Source organism: Streptomyces sp. NBC_00454 (genome assembly GCF_041434015.1).
GTDB lineage: Bacteria > Actinomycetota > Actinomycetes > Streptomycetales > Streptomycetaceae > Streptomyces.
In genome coordinates this window covers 609,489-625,448 of sequence record NZ_CP107907.1, presented here as the reverse complement: position 1 = coordinate 625,448, position 15,960 = coordinate 609,489, and the positions used below count along the sequence as shown (strand labels likewise).

General features: G+C 68.6%; 12 protein-coding genes and 1 pseudogene. 7 read left to right on the top strand and 6 right to left on the bottom strand.

Annotated features, from left to right (window positions below):
* Positions 1 to 79 precede the first annotated feature (79 nt).
* Positions 80 to 1,531: a non-reducing end alpha-L-arabinofuranosidase family hydrolase gene (locus OHU74_RS02870; RefSeq protein WP_371614408.1), complete on the bottom strand. Its 1,452-nt coding sequence runs from the start codon at positions 1,529 to 1,531 to the stop codon at positions 80 to 82.
* Between the two features lie 560 nt (positions 1,532 to 2,091).
* Here OHU74_RS02870 and OHU74_RS02865 point away from each other — a divergent pair.
* Positions 2,092 to 2,343, top strand: a complete 252-nt coding sequence (locus OHU74_RS02865) for a hypothetical protein (protein WP_371614407.1) — start codon at positions 2,092 to 2,094, stop codon at positions 2,341 to 2,343.
* Positions 2,344 to 2,598: 255 nt separating this feature from the next.
* Here OHU74_RS02865 and OHU74_RS02860 read toward each other — a convergent pair whose 3' ends face one another.
* Positions 2,599 to 2,742: a hypothetical protein gene (locus OHU74_RS02860; protein WP_371614406.1), complete on the bottom strand. Its 144-nt coding sequence runs from the start codon at positions 2,740 to 2,742 to the stop codon at positions 2,599 to 2,601.
* A gap of 302 nt (positions 2,743 to 3,044) precedes the next feature.
* Here OHU74_RS02860 and OHU74_RS02855 point away from each other — a divergent pair, with 302 nt between their 5' ends.
* The gene (locus OHU74_RS02855; protein WP_371614405.1) at positions 3,045 to 3,839 is read left to right on the top strand and encodes a peptidase; all 795 of its coding nucleotides are present in this window, start codon (positions 3,045 to 3,047) and stop codon (positions 3,837 to 3,839) included.
* 393 nt (positions 3,840 to 4,232) lie between these two features.
* On the opposite strand, the pseudogene OHU74_RS02850 reads toward OHU74_RS02855, so the two are convergent.
* Positions 4,233 to 4,577, bottom strand: a pseudogene (locus tag OHU74_RS02850) (hypothetical protein); the annotation flags it as partial.
* 89 nt (positions 4,578 to 4,666) lie between these two features.
* Here OHU74_RS02850 and OHU74_RS02845 point away from each other — a divergent pair.
* The 4 genes from OHU74_RS02845 to OHU74_RS02830 all read left to right on the top strand — a co-directional run bounded on the left by OHU74_RS02845 (position 4,667) and on the right by OHU74_RS02830 (position 8,526).
* Positions 4,667 to 5,428, top strand: coding sequence for a DeoR/GlpR family DNA-binding transcription regulator (locus OHU74_RS02845; protein WP_371614404.1), 762 nt, complete (start codon positions 4,667 to 4,669; stop codon positions 5,426 to 5,428).
* 182 nt (positions 5,429 to 5,610) lie between these two features.
* Positions 5,611 to 7,446 carry a glycoside hydrolase family 15 protein gene (locus OHU74_RS02840; RefSeq protein WP_371614403.1) on the top strand — a complete coding sequence of 612 codons (1,836 nt, stop codon included), beginning with the start codon at positions 5,611 to 5,613 and terminating at the stop codon, positions 7,444 to 7,446.
* Positions 7,447 to 7,558: 112 nt separating this feature from the next.
* Entirely contained in the window at positions 7,559 to 7,987 is a 429-nt protein-coding gene (locus tag OHU74_RS02835) for a nitroreductase family deazaflavin-dependent oxidoreductase (protein ID WP_371614402.1), read from the top strand.
* A 47-nt stretch (positions 7,988 to 8,034) separates the two neighbouring features.
* Entirely contained in the window at positions 8,035 to 8,526 is a 492-nt protein-coding gene (locus OHU74_RS02830; RefSeq protein WP_371614401.1) for a hypothetical protein, read from the top strand.
* Between the two features lie 270 nt (positions 8,527 to 8,796).
* Here the strand turns inward: OHU74_RS02830 and OHU74_RS02825 are convergent, their stop codons facing one another.
* From OHU74_RS02825 to OHU74_RS02815, 3 genes are all read right to left on the bottom strand, one after another.
* A complete protein-coding gene (locus OHU74_RS02825; RefSeq protein WP_371614400.1) occupies positions 8,797 to 9,234 on the bottom strand; it encodes a hypothetical protein in 438 nt (145 codons plus the stop codon).
* A 70-nt stretch (positions 9,235 to 9,304) separates the two neighbouring features.
* On the bottom strand, positions 9,305 to 11,053 hold the full coding sequence (locus OHU74_RS02820) for a hypothetical protein (protein WP_371614399.1): 1,749 nt from the start codon (positions 11,051 to 11,053) through the stop codon (positions 9,305 to 9,307).
* Between the two features lie 148 nt (positions 11,054 to 11,201).
* Positions 11,202 to 11,885, bottom strand: coding sequence for a C39 family peptidase (locus tag OHU74_RS02815; protein ID WP_371614398.1), 684 nt, complete (start codon positions 11,883 to 11,885; stop codon positions 11,202 to 11,204).
* Positions 11,886 to 12,171: 286 nt separating this feature from the next.
* On the opposite strand from OHU74_RS02815, the gene OHU74_RS02810 reads away from it, so the two are divergent.
* Positions 12,172 to 15,936: a helix-turn-helix domain-containing protein gene (locus OHU74_RS02810; protein WP_371614397.1), complete on the top strand. Its 3,765-nt coding sequence runs from the start codon at positions 12,172 to 12,174 to the stop codon at positions 15,934 to 15,936.
* Positions 15,937 to 15,960: the final 24 nt, after the last annotated feature.

The following is a 15,960-nucleotide window of genomic DNA, read 5'->3' as shown; positions in this document are numbered from 1 at the left end:
TGAAGTTGCCCACGCCGTAGACAGCTCGTCTACGCGTCGGCGGACCGCACCCCATCGCGATCACCGTGGATCAGGCGGGTCAGCGCTGCAGGGTGAGCAGGCCCGGCCGGTACGGCAGTTTCAGGTAGTCGGTGCCCGCCGGTGTGTTGGTGGGGAGGCCCTGGTAGAGGAACTGCAGGTTGCAGGGATCGATGGTCTTGGTCTGGTCTGGGTTGTTGCGGACCAGGTCGCCGTGACTGACGCCCTTGGCCCAGGTGGAACCGCTGTTGGCCTGGCCCGCGAAGGGGCTGCTCTCGCTGCCGGCCTGGACGGCCCACGGACCGTCGAGGCTGGAGGCGGTGAACGAGCGGAAGTAGCGGTTCGTACCCTGCGCCTCAACGATCATGAGGTACTGGTTCTGGCCCTGGACCTTGTAGACCTCCGGCGCCTCGAACAGAAGGTCCGTTGTGTCGCTCATGACCGTCGTGTACGAGGAGCCGAAGCTGCTGGGGAAGTTCCCGATCGGCATGCCGGCCCGGTAGATCTTGCCGTTGTCAGCGGCGAAGAACAGGTACATGTTCTGGTCATCGGCGATCATGGTCGGGTCGATCGGGGCGTCCTTCTGGCCCTGGGGGCCGACGGGGAGGCTGCCGGTGAACAGCGGCTGCGAGGCGGACCAGCCGTTGGGGTTGGTGGGGTCGCTGGACGTGCGGTAATAGAGCGGCCACTGACTCCACTGGGACACCATCACCCAGACGTTCTTGGGCGCGAAGTAGAACACTTCGGGTGCCACCGCGGGATCGTTCATCCCCGTCTGGGTGGCCGTCGCCATGTCCGACCAGTTCGTGAAGGGACCGAACCCCGTCGAGCCCCACGACGTTCCGTTGGAGGTCGTCCCGTAGACCAGGTGCTTGCCGTTGTACGTGGTGGTGCTGAAGTCCTTCAACGCGACCTGCCCGTTCGCCGGCTCCGCCAGCGGACCCGTCGATGTCCAGCGGTAGGTCGACGGAAGAGCGCACGTGCCGGTGCCGGTGCCGACGTCGGCGACGGGGACGAGTTGCCACTGCTGGTTGCTGCCGCCCCAGTCGGCGTACTGGACGATCTTGCCGCCGTCGGCGGTGGAGGCGCTCTGGACCTCGAGGGCCTTGCTGCTGTGGCGGTTCAGGAGGCGGACGTAGCCGCCGGCGGAGTCGGCGAGGCGGAACTGCTGGTTGGTCGCGTTGAGGTCGCTCCACTGGACGACGTCGGTGCCGTCGGCCGAGGACCAGTTGTAGTCGTCCAGGACCTTGCCGGAGTTCCGGTTCTGCAGGCGGTAGTAGCCGCTGCCGGAGTCCAGGAAGCGCCACTGCTGGGCTTCGTTGCCGGAGCGGGTCCACTGGACGACGGGCGAACCGTCGGCGGTGGCGAAGTTGTAGTCGTCCAGCGCCTTGCCACTGTTGCGGTTCACCAGCACGTACCACTTGCCGGTGTCGACCGAGGCGGCCGAGGCGGACGACGGGTTCACCATCGCCAGGAAGCCGGCCACGAAGACCATCGACAGCAGGGCGGCCATCCGCGGCCGCCATCCTCGCCGTGTCGAGGTTCGTGGAGCTGTACCGAGAGCGTTCATCTGCACCCTCCCAGGGGCGACTTGGGCAGGGGTCGGTCCTTCTCGGTGCGTGCGTGCGTGCGTGCGTCCGTGCGGACCGGGCACGGCACGTCCGAGGCGGCGGCAAGACGTGACCCCTGCGGGGTGGGGGCACCGGATCTCCGACATATTGTTAGCGCTAACAATTTGAAGGTCGAACATCTGGTGTGTTCACGGAGAAGACCACGGGGCATGAGAGGTCGTCAAGTGCCGTGCCGCAATCAGTTCGTTACTGAAGCGCCATCAGAATCTCTTACCTGCCAGAGTTGTTGACGGGGATTGGTGTGAGCGCTCACACTCTTCGGCGCGGTCGGCAGTTACTGAGGTTTTCAGGGTGGTCGGTGGGTCGAGTGTCAGGTCGGTGGCGGTGAGGCAGCCGTTGATCAGGTGGGGCCGGAGTCGGATTGTGCGTAACTCGCGGCGGAGTGTGCGGTCGAGGTCGTCGGGTGCGTCGAAGGCGGTGTTGGCCATCGCTCTGCGTACGAGTGACCAGACGGCCGCAGCATCGACTCCAGCTGGACCGCCTGCGCACGTACACGGGCGAAGACCGAGGCATCGGCTCCTTCGAGGCCGGCCGCATCCGCGACAGCGTCGGGAGGCTGCACCGCGCATTGACCGCGCCCGCGACTCACGCCAAGACCCTCGCCAAGGTGTTGCAGGGACTGCGCCGCACCGAGCCGCCCGTGAACCCACCCGTCGCGAAGACCGCCTGCGCCGCGACTTGTAGTCGCCGCTGATCTTCATGGAGCCTCCCATCTGGAACGTGGCGGGCTCGTTCTGCGCCTTGGGTCTGTCGTCGCTGCTGCTGGCGGCGAGGTAAGTGACGCCGGAGCCGGGAAGGAGTCCCGCCAGGCCGGTGGCGACCGGTAGTGCCCACCGAGGCAGGCGCTTGGCCGTACGGCCGGAAACTTGCCGCGCAGCCAGTCGCAGTCGAGAAGCTCGCGGGAACGCTGCGAAGAACCGGCGCGTGATCGGTGGCCTGCCGGTCTGCTTCAGCCCTCGTCGGTGTTTCTCTGGACGAGGGCGTCGTCCCAGGGGGCCCCGTCGTCGACCTCCGCCCAGGCCGGCTGGCAGCCTCGTCTCCAACGCGGGTTGATCGTGCGGCCCTGGAGTTGCTGGTGTTCGAGGGTCAGCACGACACCCTTTGTAGAGCGCCGAGTTGACTGGGGGCCTGGCCGGAGCGGTAGGGCCCCTGCCGACCGGGCCCTGGACTCGGGGACGCACGGAAGGTACCCGGTTGATCACCTTCCGTACGGCGTGGCACCCTTGTCTCCTTCCCGTCGACGGGCCGACCGAGAGCGTGAGGAACACCCTCGTAGTGGACATGTTCTTTGGCGAGAGCCGTGCGTGGCTGTCCGAGTTGGGTATTCCCGACCGTGATCCGGATACGAACACGCTGGTCTCAGGCCGGACATTCTCCGATGGGTGCCACTGGAGGATGGAGGCTCCCACGGTCAACACTGTGGAGGCCGTGGAGACGCTGCTGTCGCAGAGTGTCCGCCGTGGTTTCACGATCAATCGCGTCACCGAGACGTTCGGCCTGAGCCGGCACACCCTGAGCGAGGTCCGCGATTACGTCGCCCTCGGTCGCGAGTACGGTGCCCAGATCCTCATGTCGGTGGGGCCGCGCGCCATTTACGACATCGGCGCCACCGTGCAGACCTCGGAGGGGGCCCGCGTCGGCTACCGGCTGCGGGGGCAGGAGCAGCTCGTGCGGGCTCTGGAGGACGTCCGGCGGGCTGTCGATGCCGGAGTGCGCGGGTTCATCCTGCATGACGAGGGCTTGCTGTCGGTGCTCGGCCGTCTGAGGGCGACGGGGCAGATTCCGGCGGACACCCATCTGAAGATCTCCGCGCACTGCGGCCTGGGTAACGGGGCCGCCGCCCAGGTGCTGGAGCAGCTGGGGGCCGACAGTCTCAACCCCGTACGCGATCTGACGCTCCCGATCATCGCCTCGCTGCGGCAGTCGGTGCGGATCCCGCTGGACGTGCACGTGGACAACACGAAGACGTCCGGCGGGTTCATCCGCACCTACGAGGCCCCGGACTTCGTCCGCATCGCCTCTCCCGTCTACCTCAAGACGGGCAGCAGCGCGCTGGCGGGTCACAGCACCCGGGCAACGCCCGAGCAGACCGAGGGCATGCTCCGGCAGATGGAGATCACCACGGAGTTCATGGCCCGCCACTACCCTGAGGCCCTCCAGTCTCCGTCCGAGGCTTCCGGCACCGCCTGACATCCGCTCACGGGGAACGCGCGGGCCGCAGGCGAGAGTGCTGGTGCGAGCTCCCGCTCTCCGGCCCTCGGGCGCGGTGGGAACGTAGCCGGGCCCGCGGGCCCACGTAGGGACGTGGGTGGCCGGGCGCGAGGTCGGGTTCCGAGGCTCTACGGGGGTGCTGCGCCGAGCCGTTGCGGTGGAGGCCATGTGAACGACTTCCAGAAGGTCCGGGGGGACGTCGGGTGTGGCCGCAAGGTAGGAGTCCGCAGGGCGTCGGCATATGTGGCCGGTCATCACAATCAACCCCAGTCGGGTGTGCGCAACCACTATGCAGCCCGAACCGATCCCCTCGGAACTCCCTTGGACGGGGTCGGAAAGCCCCGCCGGAATTGCAGAGTTGCACCTGTTTTGGATGAAGGCGTGGTTCAGGGCGACGAGGTGGGACAACCAGCCGATGACGGCGGGGCCGGCGTGCCCGGCCGCGCTGAACAGCTGCGGGAGGCGGCCCGACAGTCCCAGGTCGGTGGTCATGGCCGACGCGAAGGTGCCGTACGCGAAGGCGGTCGTACTGGTGGACGCGCCGATGACGTCCTTCAGGTGCAGGGTGCTCCAGTCGTTGGCGGCGCCCTCGCAGAGCAGCGTGGCCAGGACGCTGCCGACCGAGAACGTGGCGTGGAAGCCCGACATGACGGGTCGGCCGTAGGTCTTCTCCACGTGCACGGCGCCACGCGGGCGGCTCGAAGTGAACGTTCCATGCCGCCCACCATGGCGAACATAATCAATGTGTGTAAATGTCAGTAGCGAACATCTTGGATGTTTGAAACCTGATGGTGTTCAATCGCGGCATGAGCAACACAGACCGGCACGGGCTGATCGCGAAGGCCGTCAGGGACTCGGGCAGCGCCACGGTCCAGGAGCTCGCGGAGCTGACCGGGGCCTCCGAGATGACCATCCGGCGCGACCTCGACACCCTGGCCGCACAGGGTGTCCTCGAACGCGTCCGTGGTGGCGCGCGCACCTTGCTGCTCAGGGGTGCAGAGCCGCCCTTCGCGCTGCGCGCGCACGAGGCGGTCGAGGCAAAGCGCCGGATCGCGGCCGGGATCTGCTCGCTCATCGCCGACGGCGAGAGCGTCGTACTGGACAGCGGCACCACCTGCCTGGAGGTCGCCCGCCTCCTGCGCGAGCGGCCCGTCACGGTGATGCCCCTGTCCCTGCAGGCCATCCACCTGCTCAGCGAGCCCTCCGGCCCGGCCACGCTGGTGTTGCCCGGCGGCCAGCCCCGCGCCGCCGAGGGGGCCCTCACCGGCCCCCTCGCCCTTGCCTCCCTGGCGGCCCTGCGCTTCGACACCGCCGTCATCGGCTGCTGCGGGCTGAGCGCGGCCGACGGCCTGACCGCCTACGACCTCGACGACGCCGCGGTGAAGAAGGCCAGCATCGCCGTGGCCCGCCGCACCATCGTCGCTGCCGACGGCGGCAAGCTCGGCCGCACCGCCTACGCCTACGTCGGCCCCACCACCCTCCTGCACACCCTCGTCACCGACACCACCGCACCCCCCGCCGAGGTGACCGCACTGGAAGACGCCGGCACCATCGTCAAAACCGCCTGAATTCGACCGGCTCAACCCGGCCAAGGCGGCCAGGCGCCCAGGTCGAGCTGCTTCCGTGGCCTGCGAGCCTGATCCGCGCCGATTACGGTGGAGGGAGGCGAGGCATGCCCGGGCGGCCGGGCACGCCTTCCCGTCGGGCTTCGAGCCGGTCGGGCCCGGGCCGCGTCGGCAGGGAGGCCGGTATGGCGTTCGATACGACGGGTTTCGAGCAGGCCGACAGCTCCCGCTACATGCCGATCTCCGATCACGGCCTGATCGGCGATCTTCGTACGACCGCCCTGGTCGGCACGAACGGCACCATCGACTGGTACTGCTGCCCGCGCTTCGATTCGCCCAGCGTGTTCGGGTCCATCGTCGACGCAGACCGGGGCGGTTCGTTCGAGCTGGCTGCCGAGGTCCCGACACGCACCAGGCAGTTCTACTTCCCCGACATGAACGTCCTGATCACGCGGTTCTTCGCCGCAGACGGTGTGGCCGAGATACAGGACTTCATGCCCGTGGTCGACGACTCGCGGGAGGCGGCCCGGCACCGGCTGATCCGGCGGGTGCTCTGCGTCCGCGGAACCCTCCCCTTCAGGGCGAGGATCGCCCCACGCTTCGGCTACGGCGCCGAAGCGCACACCACGCACCTCGAAGGCCACACGGCGGTGTTCCGCTCCCCGTCGCTGACGCTCGCGCTGACCGCCACCGCGCCCCTGGAGAGCGACGGCCTGGACGTGTGGTCGCACTTCAAGCTCCTCGAGGGCGAGTCCAACGTGTTCGCCCTCGACCAGATCGGCGACGATGCCCCGCCCCGGTCGTGCCCGCGAGCCGAGGCGCAGGAGCAGGCCGACGCGACCGTCCGGTTCTGGCGCCACTGGCTGGCCGGGTCGCGCTACCACGGGCGGTGGCGGGAAATGGTGAACCGCTCCGCGCTGGTGCTGAAGCTGCTCACCTATGCGCCGACCGGTGCGATCGTCGCCGCACCGACCACCAGCCTGCCCGAGCAGATCGGCGGCGAGCGCAACTGGGACTACCGCTATGTCTGGGTCCGCGACGCCGCTTTCTGCGTCTACGCGATGCTGCGCCTGGGGTTCACCTCGGAGGCCGAGGCGTTCATGGGGTTCATCTCCGAGCGGGGCATCCTGCGGGGCAAGGGGGAGAGCGGTCCGCTGCAGATCATGTACGGCATCGACGGGCGCACCGAGCTGCCCGAATACGAGCTTCCGCACCTGGAGGGATACCTCGGCTCCGCACCGGTCCGGGTGGGTAACGCTGCCACCGGCCAGCTCCAACTGGACATCTACGGTGCGCTGATCGACTCGATCTACCTCTACGACAAGTGGGGGCAGCCGATCAGCAGTGACCGCTGGGACGAGGTAGGTGCCGTGGTGGACTGGCTGTGCGAGCACTGGGACCAGCCCGACGAGGGGGTGTGGGAAACCAGGGGCGGCCGACGGAACTTCGTGTACTCGCGGCTGATGTGCTGGGTGGCGCTGGAGCGCGCCATACGCATGGCGAACCGCCGCGGTCTGCCGGCGGACCTGACGCGCTGGCGGGAGTCCCGGGACGCGATCTACCGGCAGATCATGCGGCGCGGCTGGTCGGCCGAGCGAGGGGCGTTCGTCCAGGCCCTGGACGGCGACGTGCTGGACGCCTCGCTGCTGATGATGCCGATGGCCAAGTTCGTCTCGCCCACCGACCCCAAGTGGCTCTCCACCCTGGACGCGCTCACCACGGACCTGGTCTCGGACTCGCTGGTGTACCGCTACGACCCGATCACCAGCCCGGACGGCCTGCACGGCCCCGAGGGCACCTTCTCGATCTGCTCCTTCTGGTACGTCGAGGCACTGGCCCGCGCAGGTCGGTTGGAGGAGGCCCGGCTCGCCTTCGAGAAGATGCTCACTTACGCCAACCACCTCGGCCTGTTCGCCGAGGAGATCGGCCCGACCGGAGAACAGCTGGGCAACTTCCCGCAGGCCTTCACCCACCTCTCGCTGATCAGCGCCGCCTTCAACCTCGACCGCGCGCTGGGCTGATGCAGCATCACCTGCGCTCAGCCTCGGCCGTCGCCGGCTGAGCCGCCCGTACCACTCCCTACAGCTCGTCTTCCCAGCCCATGACCCGGATCGTGAACGACAGGAGTTCGACATGAGCGAAGCACTCGATCGGAACGCGAAGGTCATTGCAGAGTTCCGAGCGAATGAGGGGAGGGTCGGCGGGGTCTTCGAGGGCGCTCCGCTGGTGCTCGTCCATCACCGCGGCCGCAAGAGCGGGCGGGAGCACGTCAGTCCGATGATGTACCTCCCGCACGAGACCGCGCCGGACATCGTCTACGTCTTCGCGAGTAAGGGCGGAGCACCCACCGACCCGGATTGGTACCGCAACCTGACCGCCGCCGGTGAGGGCAGCATCGAACGTGGCACTGCGACCTACCGGGTGACCGTCCACGAACTGATCGGCGCCGAACGCGACCGCGTCTACGCCGAGCAAGCGCAGCGTTACCCCGGCTTTGCCGAGTACGCACGCCAGACTGCCGGAATCCGCGTCATTCCCGTGCTCGAGCTCAGGCAGACGTAGCAGCCCACACCCCTGTCGGCTTCAGCGAGTCGAAGGAGAGAGGCCGTGTGTTGCGGGTCGACGAGGTGGAACGCCCGGTGTCCGGGGACGGGCAGGTCCGCGTACGCGTGAAGGCGGCCGGCATCAACCCCGGTGAGGCGGTCATCCGCACGGGGGCGTTGGCGGACTGCGAAGACGTAGGCACGGCTGTCGTCGAGCAGGCGGCCGGTCCCGGCGTCGACGACTACGGGCCGGACCTCCGCGCCGCTTTCCGCGTCGACGAGAATCATGCTGCCGCAGTCACCACTTTCACCAGCGACGCCGCAGTGACCGATGACGGCAGGACCTACCAGGGCGCCACTGCGATCGAAGGGTGGCTGAACCGCTCCGCCACCGAATTCACGTACACCATCGAGCTCACCGATGCGCAGCAGATCGATCCGGCACACTACGTCGCCACGCATCACCTCGAAGGCAACTTCCCCGGCGGCAGTGTCGACCTGCGCTATCAGTTCAGCCTCCGCGAGGACCTGATCGAGCGCCTGGTCATCGAGCCCTGATCTGCCCGGGCGCGCTCCTTCAGCCGGTGCTGTCCCGGCAATGTTGCGCGGGTTGAAGCGATCGACGATCGCGCCGGCGAGTGGAATGGCGAGGAAGGCCGGCCCATCGTCCATGAGGGAGAAGACCTGCCCGTCGCAGAAGACCATGAATCGGGACTTCGAATGGGCTTCGGTCTCTTCGTCCTTCAGGCCGTTCGGGCCAGCCATACCCCTACCTCCTAGTCGATGTTGAGTGGTACGAGACGTGACGGCCGGCGGAGCCGGGTGGGATCACCTGCAGCCGTCGTTGAACCTCCGGGTACCTATGTACAGTTGGCCGGCGTCGTTCATGTCGACGGTCGAGCCCGTCGCCCGGACGGAGCCGACCGTGTTACTGGCCCACACGGCACGGCCGCTGCTGGTGTAGACGACGAGGTTGCCGTCGCTCTGGTAGGCGGCGTAGGAGCCGCCCGTGTTCTCGGTGTGAGTTGCCCAGCAGGCACCGAAGTTGCTGCCGTACTCGACCAGGTTGCCGTCGCTCTGCATGACCAGCCAGACGTGTCCCGTGCTGGTGTACCGCTCGATGGATTCCCCCGCGTAGAGGGTCTGGCCCCGGTTGAGGTGGTCGCCCGAGCCCGCTGCCGTGGCCGTGCCGGTGAGGCCGACCATCGAGATGACGCCGACTGCGCCGGCGACGAGTGCCTTCGTGAGTACCTGACGTGCTGTCATGGCGAATTCCATTCTCTGGTTTGGGTACAGCTGTCTCTCGGGCCCGGTGACCGAGGCCGAGTCGGGCCGGCTACGACCACTGGCAGGACGGGCTTCTGGCTCCGGTGACCTGGGACGTGTAGCAGATCTCCATGGAGAAGGCCGGGACCATGGCCGTGCGCGAATCCTGGCCCAGGTACTGCCACATCAAGTTCCAGGCCGCCGTCGCGGTGTTGGTTCCGTCGCCGGTCGCGTGGTGGTCCCAGACGCCGATGTAGGGGATGCCGCAGCCGCCGACGTAGGGGCAGCCGCTGGCGTGGGCCGTTGCGCCGTAGCGGGATATCAGCGCCCACTGTTTCGGCTGGTCGCTGTTGTAGATCTCCGGCGCCGCGGTCGCCCGGCCGACACCCTGGCTGATCCAGTAGATGTCCTCCATGGACCAGCCGTTGTTGCAGGCATGGTTCACCCTGGTGTCGGTCGACATCGAGACCGGGCATCCGTCGGCGGAGCCGAAGTTGGTCAGCAGGCGGTACGTGTTGTCGTGGAAGGCCTGGACCCAGGCCCGGGTGGCGGCAATGGAACCGCTGAACCCCGGCTCCATGTCGTTGGCACCGTCGACCTGCGCCGTGCTTCCGATGTCCCCGGACCGGGCCCGGAGCCAGTTGTCCACGTTGTTGACCACTCCGGCCCAGGCCCGGCCGGTGGCCGCGCTCACCGCGATGTCGTTGTTCGTGCCGATCCCGATGTTCACGAACGGGTAGTGGGTCCCGTAGTTCGACATCACAGGCCGCACGCACCGGTGATATCCGGTCGCGTACGCCTCGACGTAGCTCTCGATGGCGCTGTTGCTGACGATGGTGCTGAGGCCGGGGAGCTGGGTGCCGGAACCGTCGTTGGTCTGGCCGCCGAACGCGAAGACGACGTAGCTGGACTTGACGTAGTTGACGCTGTTGGCGACGTCAAGGTTGGCCTGGGTGCAGCCGAAGCCGTCCGCCATGGCATTGTCCATGCTCTGGACGTAGAAGCTCCGGTCGGTGGCAGGTTTCGGGGGAGTGGTCGACGTGGTGTCGCCGACGGGGATCGTCCCGCCAGGGGGTGTGGATCCGCCGGAGCACGCCGGGATGCTGTCGTAGGGGTCCTGGCGGGTCGAGACGTCGACCGCGGGCATGTAGCCCCAGGCCCGGCGCGATCCCTGACCGGCCAGGGACCGGTCGCCCTGTGTGTAGTACCAGACGTCGTTGCCGCCGGAGTGCTGCGCGCCGTGGGCGTAGCAGACGAACCAGCTGGTCGTGGAGTCCATGTAGCCGACCGTCGTACTCGCATCGGGTCCGGCGTACAGGGCGGCGCCGGCGCGGTTGTGCGCGTACCAGTCCGCAGGCCAGTACTGTCCCGCGTAATCGGTCTGCGACTCGTTGGCCTGCCACATGTCAGGGGTGCACGCGGGCACGCCCGGAGACGGGTCCGTACTGGTCCACAGGTTGACCGCCGGCATGAAGCCCCAGGTCCGGCGGTCCTGCCACCCGGACGCGCTCCGGTCGCCCTGTGTGTAGTACCAGACGTCGTTCCCACCGGCGTGCCGCTGCCCGTGCCGGTAGCACGAGAACCAGCTGCTGGTGCTGTCCATCCAGCCGATGAGAGTGCTGTTGTTGGCGCCGGCGTACAGAGGTGCCCCGCTGTCGTTCCCGCAGTAGGACACGGTGTTCCACGACTGCCCGGTGTTGGGGTCGGCGTGGCCCTCCGAGCGTTGCGAACAGGACGCCGCCGAGGCCGGAGCCGCGCCGGCGAGCAGACCTGCGGTCAGCATCGCCAGCGCCAGCAGCAGCCGCAAGAAGCGTTTCATGGCAATCCTTTCGTGAAGTGGCGCAACACGGGCCGGTGGTGATGGGGTGGGCGGTTCACGGGACGGCCGGCCGCTGCCGCCGTCCGCTCAGTCACGCCCGGGGCACGCGCCCCGGGCGCACACCGATGCGGATTCAGGTGGTGCACCGTCAGGCCGCGTAACCCTTACCGCCGATGAGGGTCTCCAGGTCGTAGGTCGACATGGTCCACTGGCGCGGTACGTTGCCCCAGCCCGCCCCGCCGGCGCCTTCGGCGGCCGGGTCGTAGACGTAGACCGTGTCCCCGTTGTTGGCGTACCCGACGACCGTCACGTAATGGAGGATCGTCCGGTTCTGGTTGGGGTAGTTCGGCGGCGCCCCGTTGTAGCCGGCCGGGATCCAGAGGTTCACCACCATCGGGTAGCCCCGGTCGATGTCGTACATCACGTCGTACTTGAAGAGGTTTCGCTGTGCCTGTGTCGGGTCCCAGTTGATGGTCTTGTACTCGTACCACCCGGTGTTTCCGGAACGGTTGAGTTCTCTTGCCACCCGGCCGGCGTCGTCCGTGCCGTCGTCATCCGTTCCCATGTACCAGGCGTACGTCGACTGGCTGTGCGGCGTGTAGCCGAGCCGGGACTGCAGGGCCATCTGGACCGACGCGGGGGCGCAGTAGTTGCCGTTCTCCTGCGGGTACCAGGAGCGACCGATGAAAACGGTGCCGGGAAGACCCCCGCCCGGCGGGTCGGCCAGGGCGGGCGAGGCCGGTGCGATGACGGCGGCCAGGGCGCTGAACATCACCAGGCCCATCATGGCGGCGCGCCCCCGTATGCGGCGTGGTCGGTTGCGTCGAAGCATGTGCACTCCCGTGTGAGGTGTGGCTGACACGGCCGGGCCTTCGTGCTTCGCCCTTGCCGTCTGTGCCACAACCTCGCTGGCCGGCGGGTTGTCCGACAGGTACGGGGGAGTCGTACAAACAACCTCGGACAAAGCGCGCGCGGTCCGGTGGGGGAAGGTCTTCACATCCCGGGGGCTCTAGCATGTCCAGGGGGTCGTCGGGGCTTGTCGGGCTTGTCGAGGTGGTCGTAACGCCTTTCGCGTTCACGGCCGTTGGGGGGTTGTGGTGGGTCGTCTGGAGAAGCCCGTGGATCCGCATGCCGGGGCGGTTCAGGCACTGGCCTGGCAACTGCGGCAGCTGCGGCAGACGGCCGGCAACCCGGGATATCGCGCGTTGGCCAAGCGGGTGCACTTCTCGGCGAGCACGTTGGCGGATGCCGCCAGGGGTGAGCGGCTCGCCTCGCTGGAGGTGGTGCTGGCCTACGCCGAGGCGTGCGGTGGTGACCTCGACGAGTGGCGCGCCCGGTGGTCGGCGGCTGCGAAGGCCCGTGCGGCGGGCGGTCCCAAGGAGTCCGGACCAGGCGACACGGCAGGCCCGGTTGAGCGGGAGGACTGCCCCTATCAGGGGCTGACGGCGTTCCAGGCCGAGGAGGCGGCGCGGTTCTTCGGCCGCTCGGATCTGGTCGGGCGTTTGGTGGGCAGGGTCGAGCAGTTGTCGTTCGTCGCGCTGTTCGGGGCGTCCGGCAGCGGGAAGTCCTCTCTGTTGCGGGCCGGGCTGCTCGGTTCGATCGCCGCGGATCCCGGGGCGGCAGGACGTTGGCGGACCCTGCTGATGACGCCGACCGCCCATCCGATCGAGGAATTGTCCGACCAGGTCGCGAAGTTGTGCGGTGCGGATGTGCACCGGATGTACGAGGACCTGTCGCAGGATCCGGCTGCTTTGGACCTCGCGATCCGCGGCGCGCTGGCCGCCGAATCGGAGTTATGCCGGGCGTTGCTGGTGGTGGATCAGTTCGAAGAGGTCTTCACCCTGTGCACCGACGAGGCCGAGCGCACCCGGTTCATCGGGATGCTGCTGGACGCGGCCCACGGCCCCGGGCGCCGCACTACGGTGGTGCTCGGCGTACGCGCGGACTTCCTGGCCCACCTCACCCAGCATCCGGGCCTGGCCGAGGCGCTGGGAGAACAGGCGCAGCTCCTCGTTGGACCGGTGTCGGCCACCGGCCTGCGGGAGATCATCGTCGGTCCGGCCGCGCACGCCGGGCTACGGGTCGAACCGGAACTGCTGGCTACCGTGCTCGCCGATGCCGCCGGGGAGCCGGGCGCGTTGCCGCTCGTCTCGCACGCCCTGCTGGAGACGTGGGAGCGGCGATCGGCGAACTCCCTCACCCTGGCGGGATATCACGCCAGCGGCGGTGTACGCGGAGCGATCGCCCAGACCGCCGAGCGGGTCAACGACGGGCTCAGCCCGGAGCAGCAGCAGATCGCCCGCAAGATCTTCCTACGACTCACCGCGCTGGGGGACGGCACCGAAGACACCCGGCGTCCCATCGTCCGCACGGAACTCGACGGTGTCGCGGACGCCCCGGTGGTCGCCGAGGTCCTGGACCGGTTGGCCGGGGCGCGGCTGGTCGTGCTGGGGGACGGCACCGTGGAGGTGGCCCACGAGGCGCTGATCCGGGCCTGGCCCCGCCTGCACCGCTGGCTCACCGACGACCGGTCGAACCTGCTCGTCCACCGCGGGCTCACCGAGGCGGCCCACGGCTGGCACTCGTCGGACCGTGAGGCCGGGGCGCTCTACCGCGGCGGCCGACTGGCAGCCGCCCGCGCTTGGGCACAGGAGCATCCCGGAAACCTGAACGAACTGGAGGACGCCTTCCTCACGGCCGGCAACGCCGCGGAACGAGCAGAACACGACAGCGACCGGCGCCGCACCCGCCTGCTCAAGCGCCTGGTTGTGGGCATGGCCCTGATCATGACACTTGCCGTGATCAGCGGATTCGTCGCCATGAGCCAGCGCACTGACGCCCGCCACCAGCAGCGGATCACGTTCGCCGATCAGCTCTCGCTCCGGGCCAGGAACCTGCTCGCCAGCGATCCGGCCATGTCCGGCCGACTGGCTGTGGAGGCGTATCACTTGAACCCGGACACCGAAACCAGCGGTGGCCTGCTCAGCGCCGCCGCTGCACCCAGACCGGCCGTCCTCAACGCCGGTGGTCCGGCCGTCTACTCGCTGGCCTTCAGCCCGGACCGATCGGTGCTGGCTTCCGCGGCCGTCGACGGGACGATCAGCTTGTGGGATCCGTTGAGGGGTGCCCTGATCACGACGCTCGACGGGCACGCCGGGCCACTCAGGGCCGTTGCCTTCAGCGGGGACGGGAACCGGGTCGCCTCCCTGGCGATCGACGGAACGGCCGGATCAGTGACGATCTGGGACGCCCACACCCACCGCCGGGTTCGCCGTCTGGCCATCGACCATGCCGCCGCGGCCATGGCGTTCAGCTCCGACGCCGCGATGATCGCTGTCGGCACCGACTCGGGCGGTATCGCGGTGTACGACCTCAATGACACCTCCGATGTGCCTTCCACAACGTTGCGGAGCCACCAGCACACCGTGCTGTCCCTGGCGTTCAGTTCCGACCGCCAGTACCTCGTATCGGCGGCCGCGCAGGAAAGTCCCGTCGTGTGGAACACGGTCACCGGAGCGAGTACCACTCTGCGCGGAGCCGATATGGCCGACTCGGTGGCGTTCGAGCCCTCCGGGCACCGCTTGGCGGCCGGGGCGGACGACAGAGGGGTGTATCTCTGGCTCGACGGCGATCTGACGGCACCGGCCACGTCGCTTCCCCTGCACGGCTCGTTCGGGTGGGTGATCTCCGCTCCCATCAACGACAGGATCGCGGTCGCGGACGAGAGCGGCACCGTCACGCTGCGGGACCTACGGGGCCTCGAGCCTGTGCGGAGCTTCCGGGACCGGGGCCGTGTCGAGACGATGGCGGTGGCCCTGAGCGGCGACGGATCCATGCTCGCCTCCGCAGGCTGGGACGGTGGCATCGTGCTGCACGACCTGCGCAACAGGCCGTTCGGCGGCTTCGACGCACAGGTCAACGATGTCGAAGTCAGCCCGGACGGACGTACGATCGCCTCGGCGGGCAGCGACGGATCCGTCCGGTTGTGGGACGGCTCCGGGAAGCCGGTCGGCGTGCTGGGAGAGCAGCCCAACGCGGTCGAGGCCGTCGCCTTCAGTCCGGACGGACACCTGCTCGCCGCAGTGTCCCGCAATCGCACCCTGACGATCTGGGACACCACGAGCCGACAGCCCGTGGGCCGGCCCGTCCAGATTCCTGCGGTCGGCGCCTCGACCGACGTGGCCTTCGGCCCCGGTGGCCGCTACCTTGCAGCGGCCACGCTCGGCCCCTATCTGTGGGAGGTGAGTCACCCGGAGTCGCCGGTTCCCGTGCCGCCCAAGAGCGGACGCCTGGCCACGGCACTGGCCTTCAGCCCCGACGGGCGGCGTCTGCTGACGACCAGCGTCGGGGGATTCGTCAACGTCATCGACCTCACGACCGGCGAGCAGTCGGACCGGTTCGACACCCACCAGGGCGTGGTGCAGGACCTGGCCGTCAGCCCGGACGGCAAGATCCTCGCCACGGCCGGCGACAGTCGTGCGATCAAGCTGTGGGACACCGTGACCCACCGTGAGATCGCGGTGCTCAGCGGGCACAGCGCGCCCATCCAGGTTCTCGCCTTCAGCGGGGACGGCCGCACCCTCGCATCGGCCGGTGACGACCACACGATAGTGACCTGGGAAGTCGGCACCGGTCGCCGCCTCGCCACCCTCACCGGCCACACCGGCACGGTCCGGGGTCTGGCATTCACCGCCGACGGCGCCCTTGTCTCCGGCGGCCAGGACGGCCGGATCATTCGGTGGTCCCTCGACCCCGGCTCGGCGACGACCCGCGTGTGCGCCGCGGCCGGACGCGGCCTCAACCGGGACGAGTGGGCGATCTACCTTCCGTCCCTTCCGTACCGGCCGACTTGCGATCGCGTCAGCGGCGTCGCACCGCGCTAGGCCGTCTCTTCCGGATCTTGCCGG

Bases quoted from the DNA above. Each gene is read 5' to 3' on its own strand.
- OHU74_RS02870 (WP_371614408.1), bottom strand. From the start codon at position 1,531: ATGGCCGCCCTGCTGTCGATGGTCTTCGTGGCCGGCTTCCTGGCGATG.
- OHU74_RS02855 (WP_371614405.1), top strand. From the start codon at position 3,045: ATGGAGGCTCCCACGGTCAACACTGTGGAGGCCGTGGAGACGCTGCTG.
- OHU74_RS02845 (WP_371614404.1), top strand. From the start codon at position 4,667: ATGAGCAACACAGACCGGCACGGGCTGATCGCGAAGGCCGTCAGGGAC.
- OHU74_RS02840 (WP_371614403.1), top strand. From the start codon at position 5,611: ATGGCGTTCGATACGACGGGTTTCGAGCAGGCCGACAGCTCCCGCTAC.
- OHU74_RS02835 (WP_371614402.1), top strand. From the start codon at position 7,559: ATGAGCGAAGCACTCGATCGGAACGCGAAGGTCATTGCAGAGTTCCGA.
- OHU74_RS02825 (WP_371614400.1), bottom strand. From the start codon at position 9,234: ATGACAGCACGTCAGGTACTCACGAAGGCACTCGTCGCCGGCGCAGTC.
- OHU74_RS02820 (WP_371614399.1), bottom strand. From the start codon at position 11,053: ATGAAACGCTTCTTGCGGCTGCTGCTGGCGCTGGCGATGCTGACCGCA.
- OHU74_RS02815 (WP_371614398.1), bottom strand. From the start codon at position 11,885: ATGCTTCGACGCAACCGACCACGCCGCATACGGGGGCGCGCCGCCATG.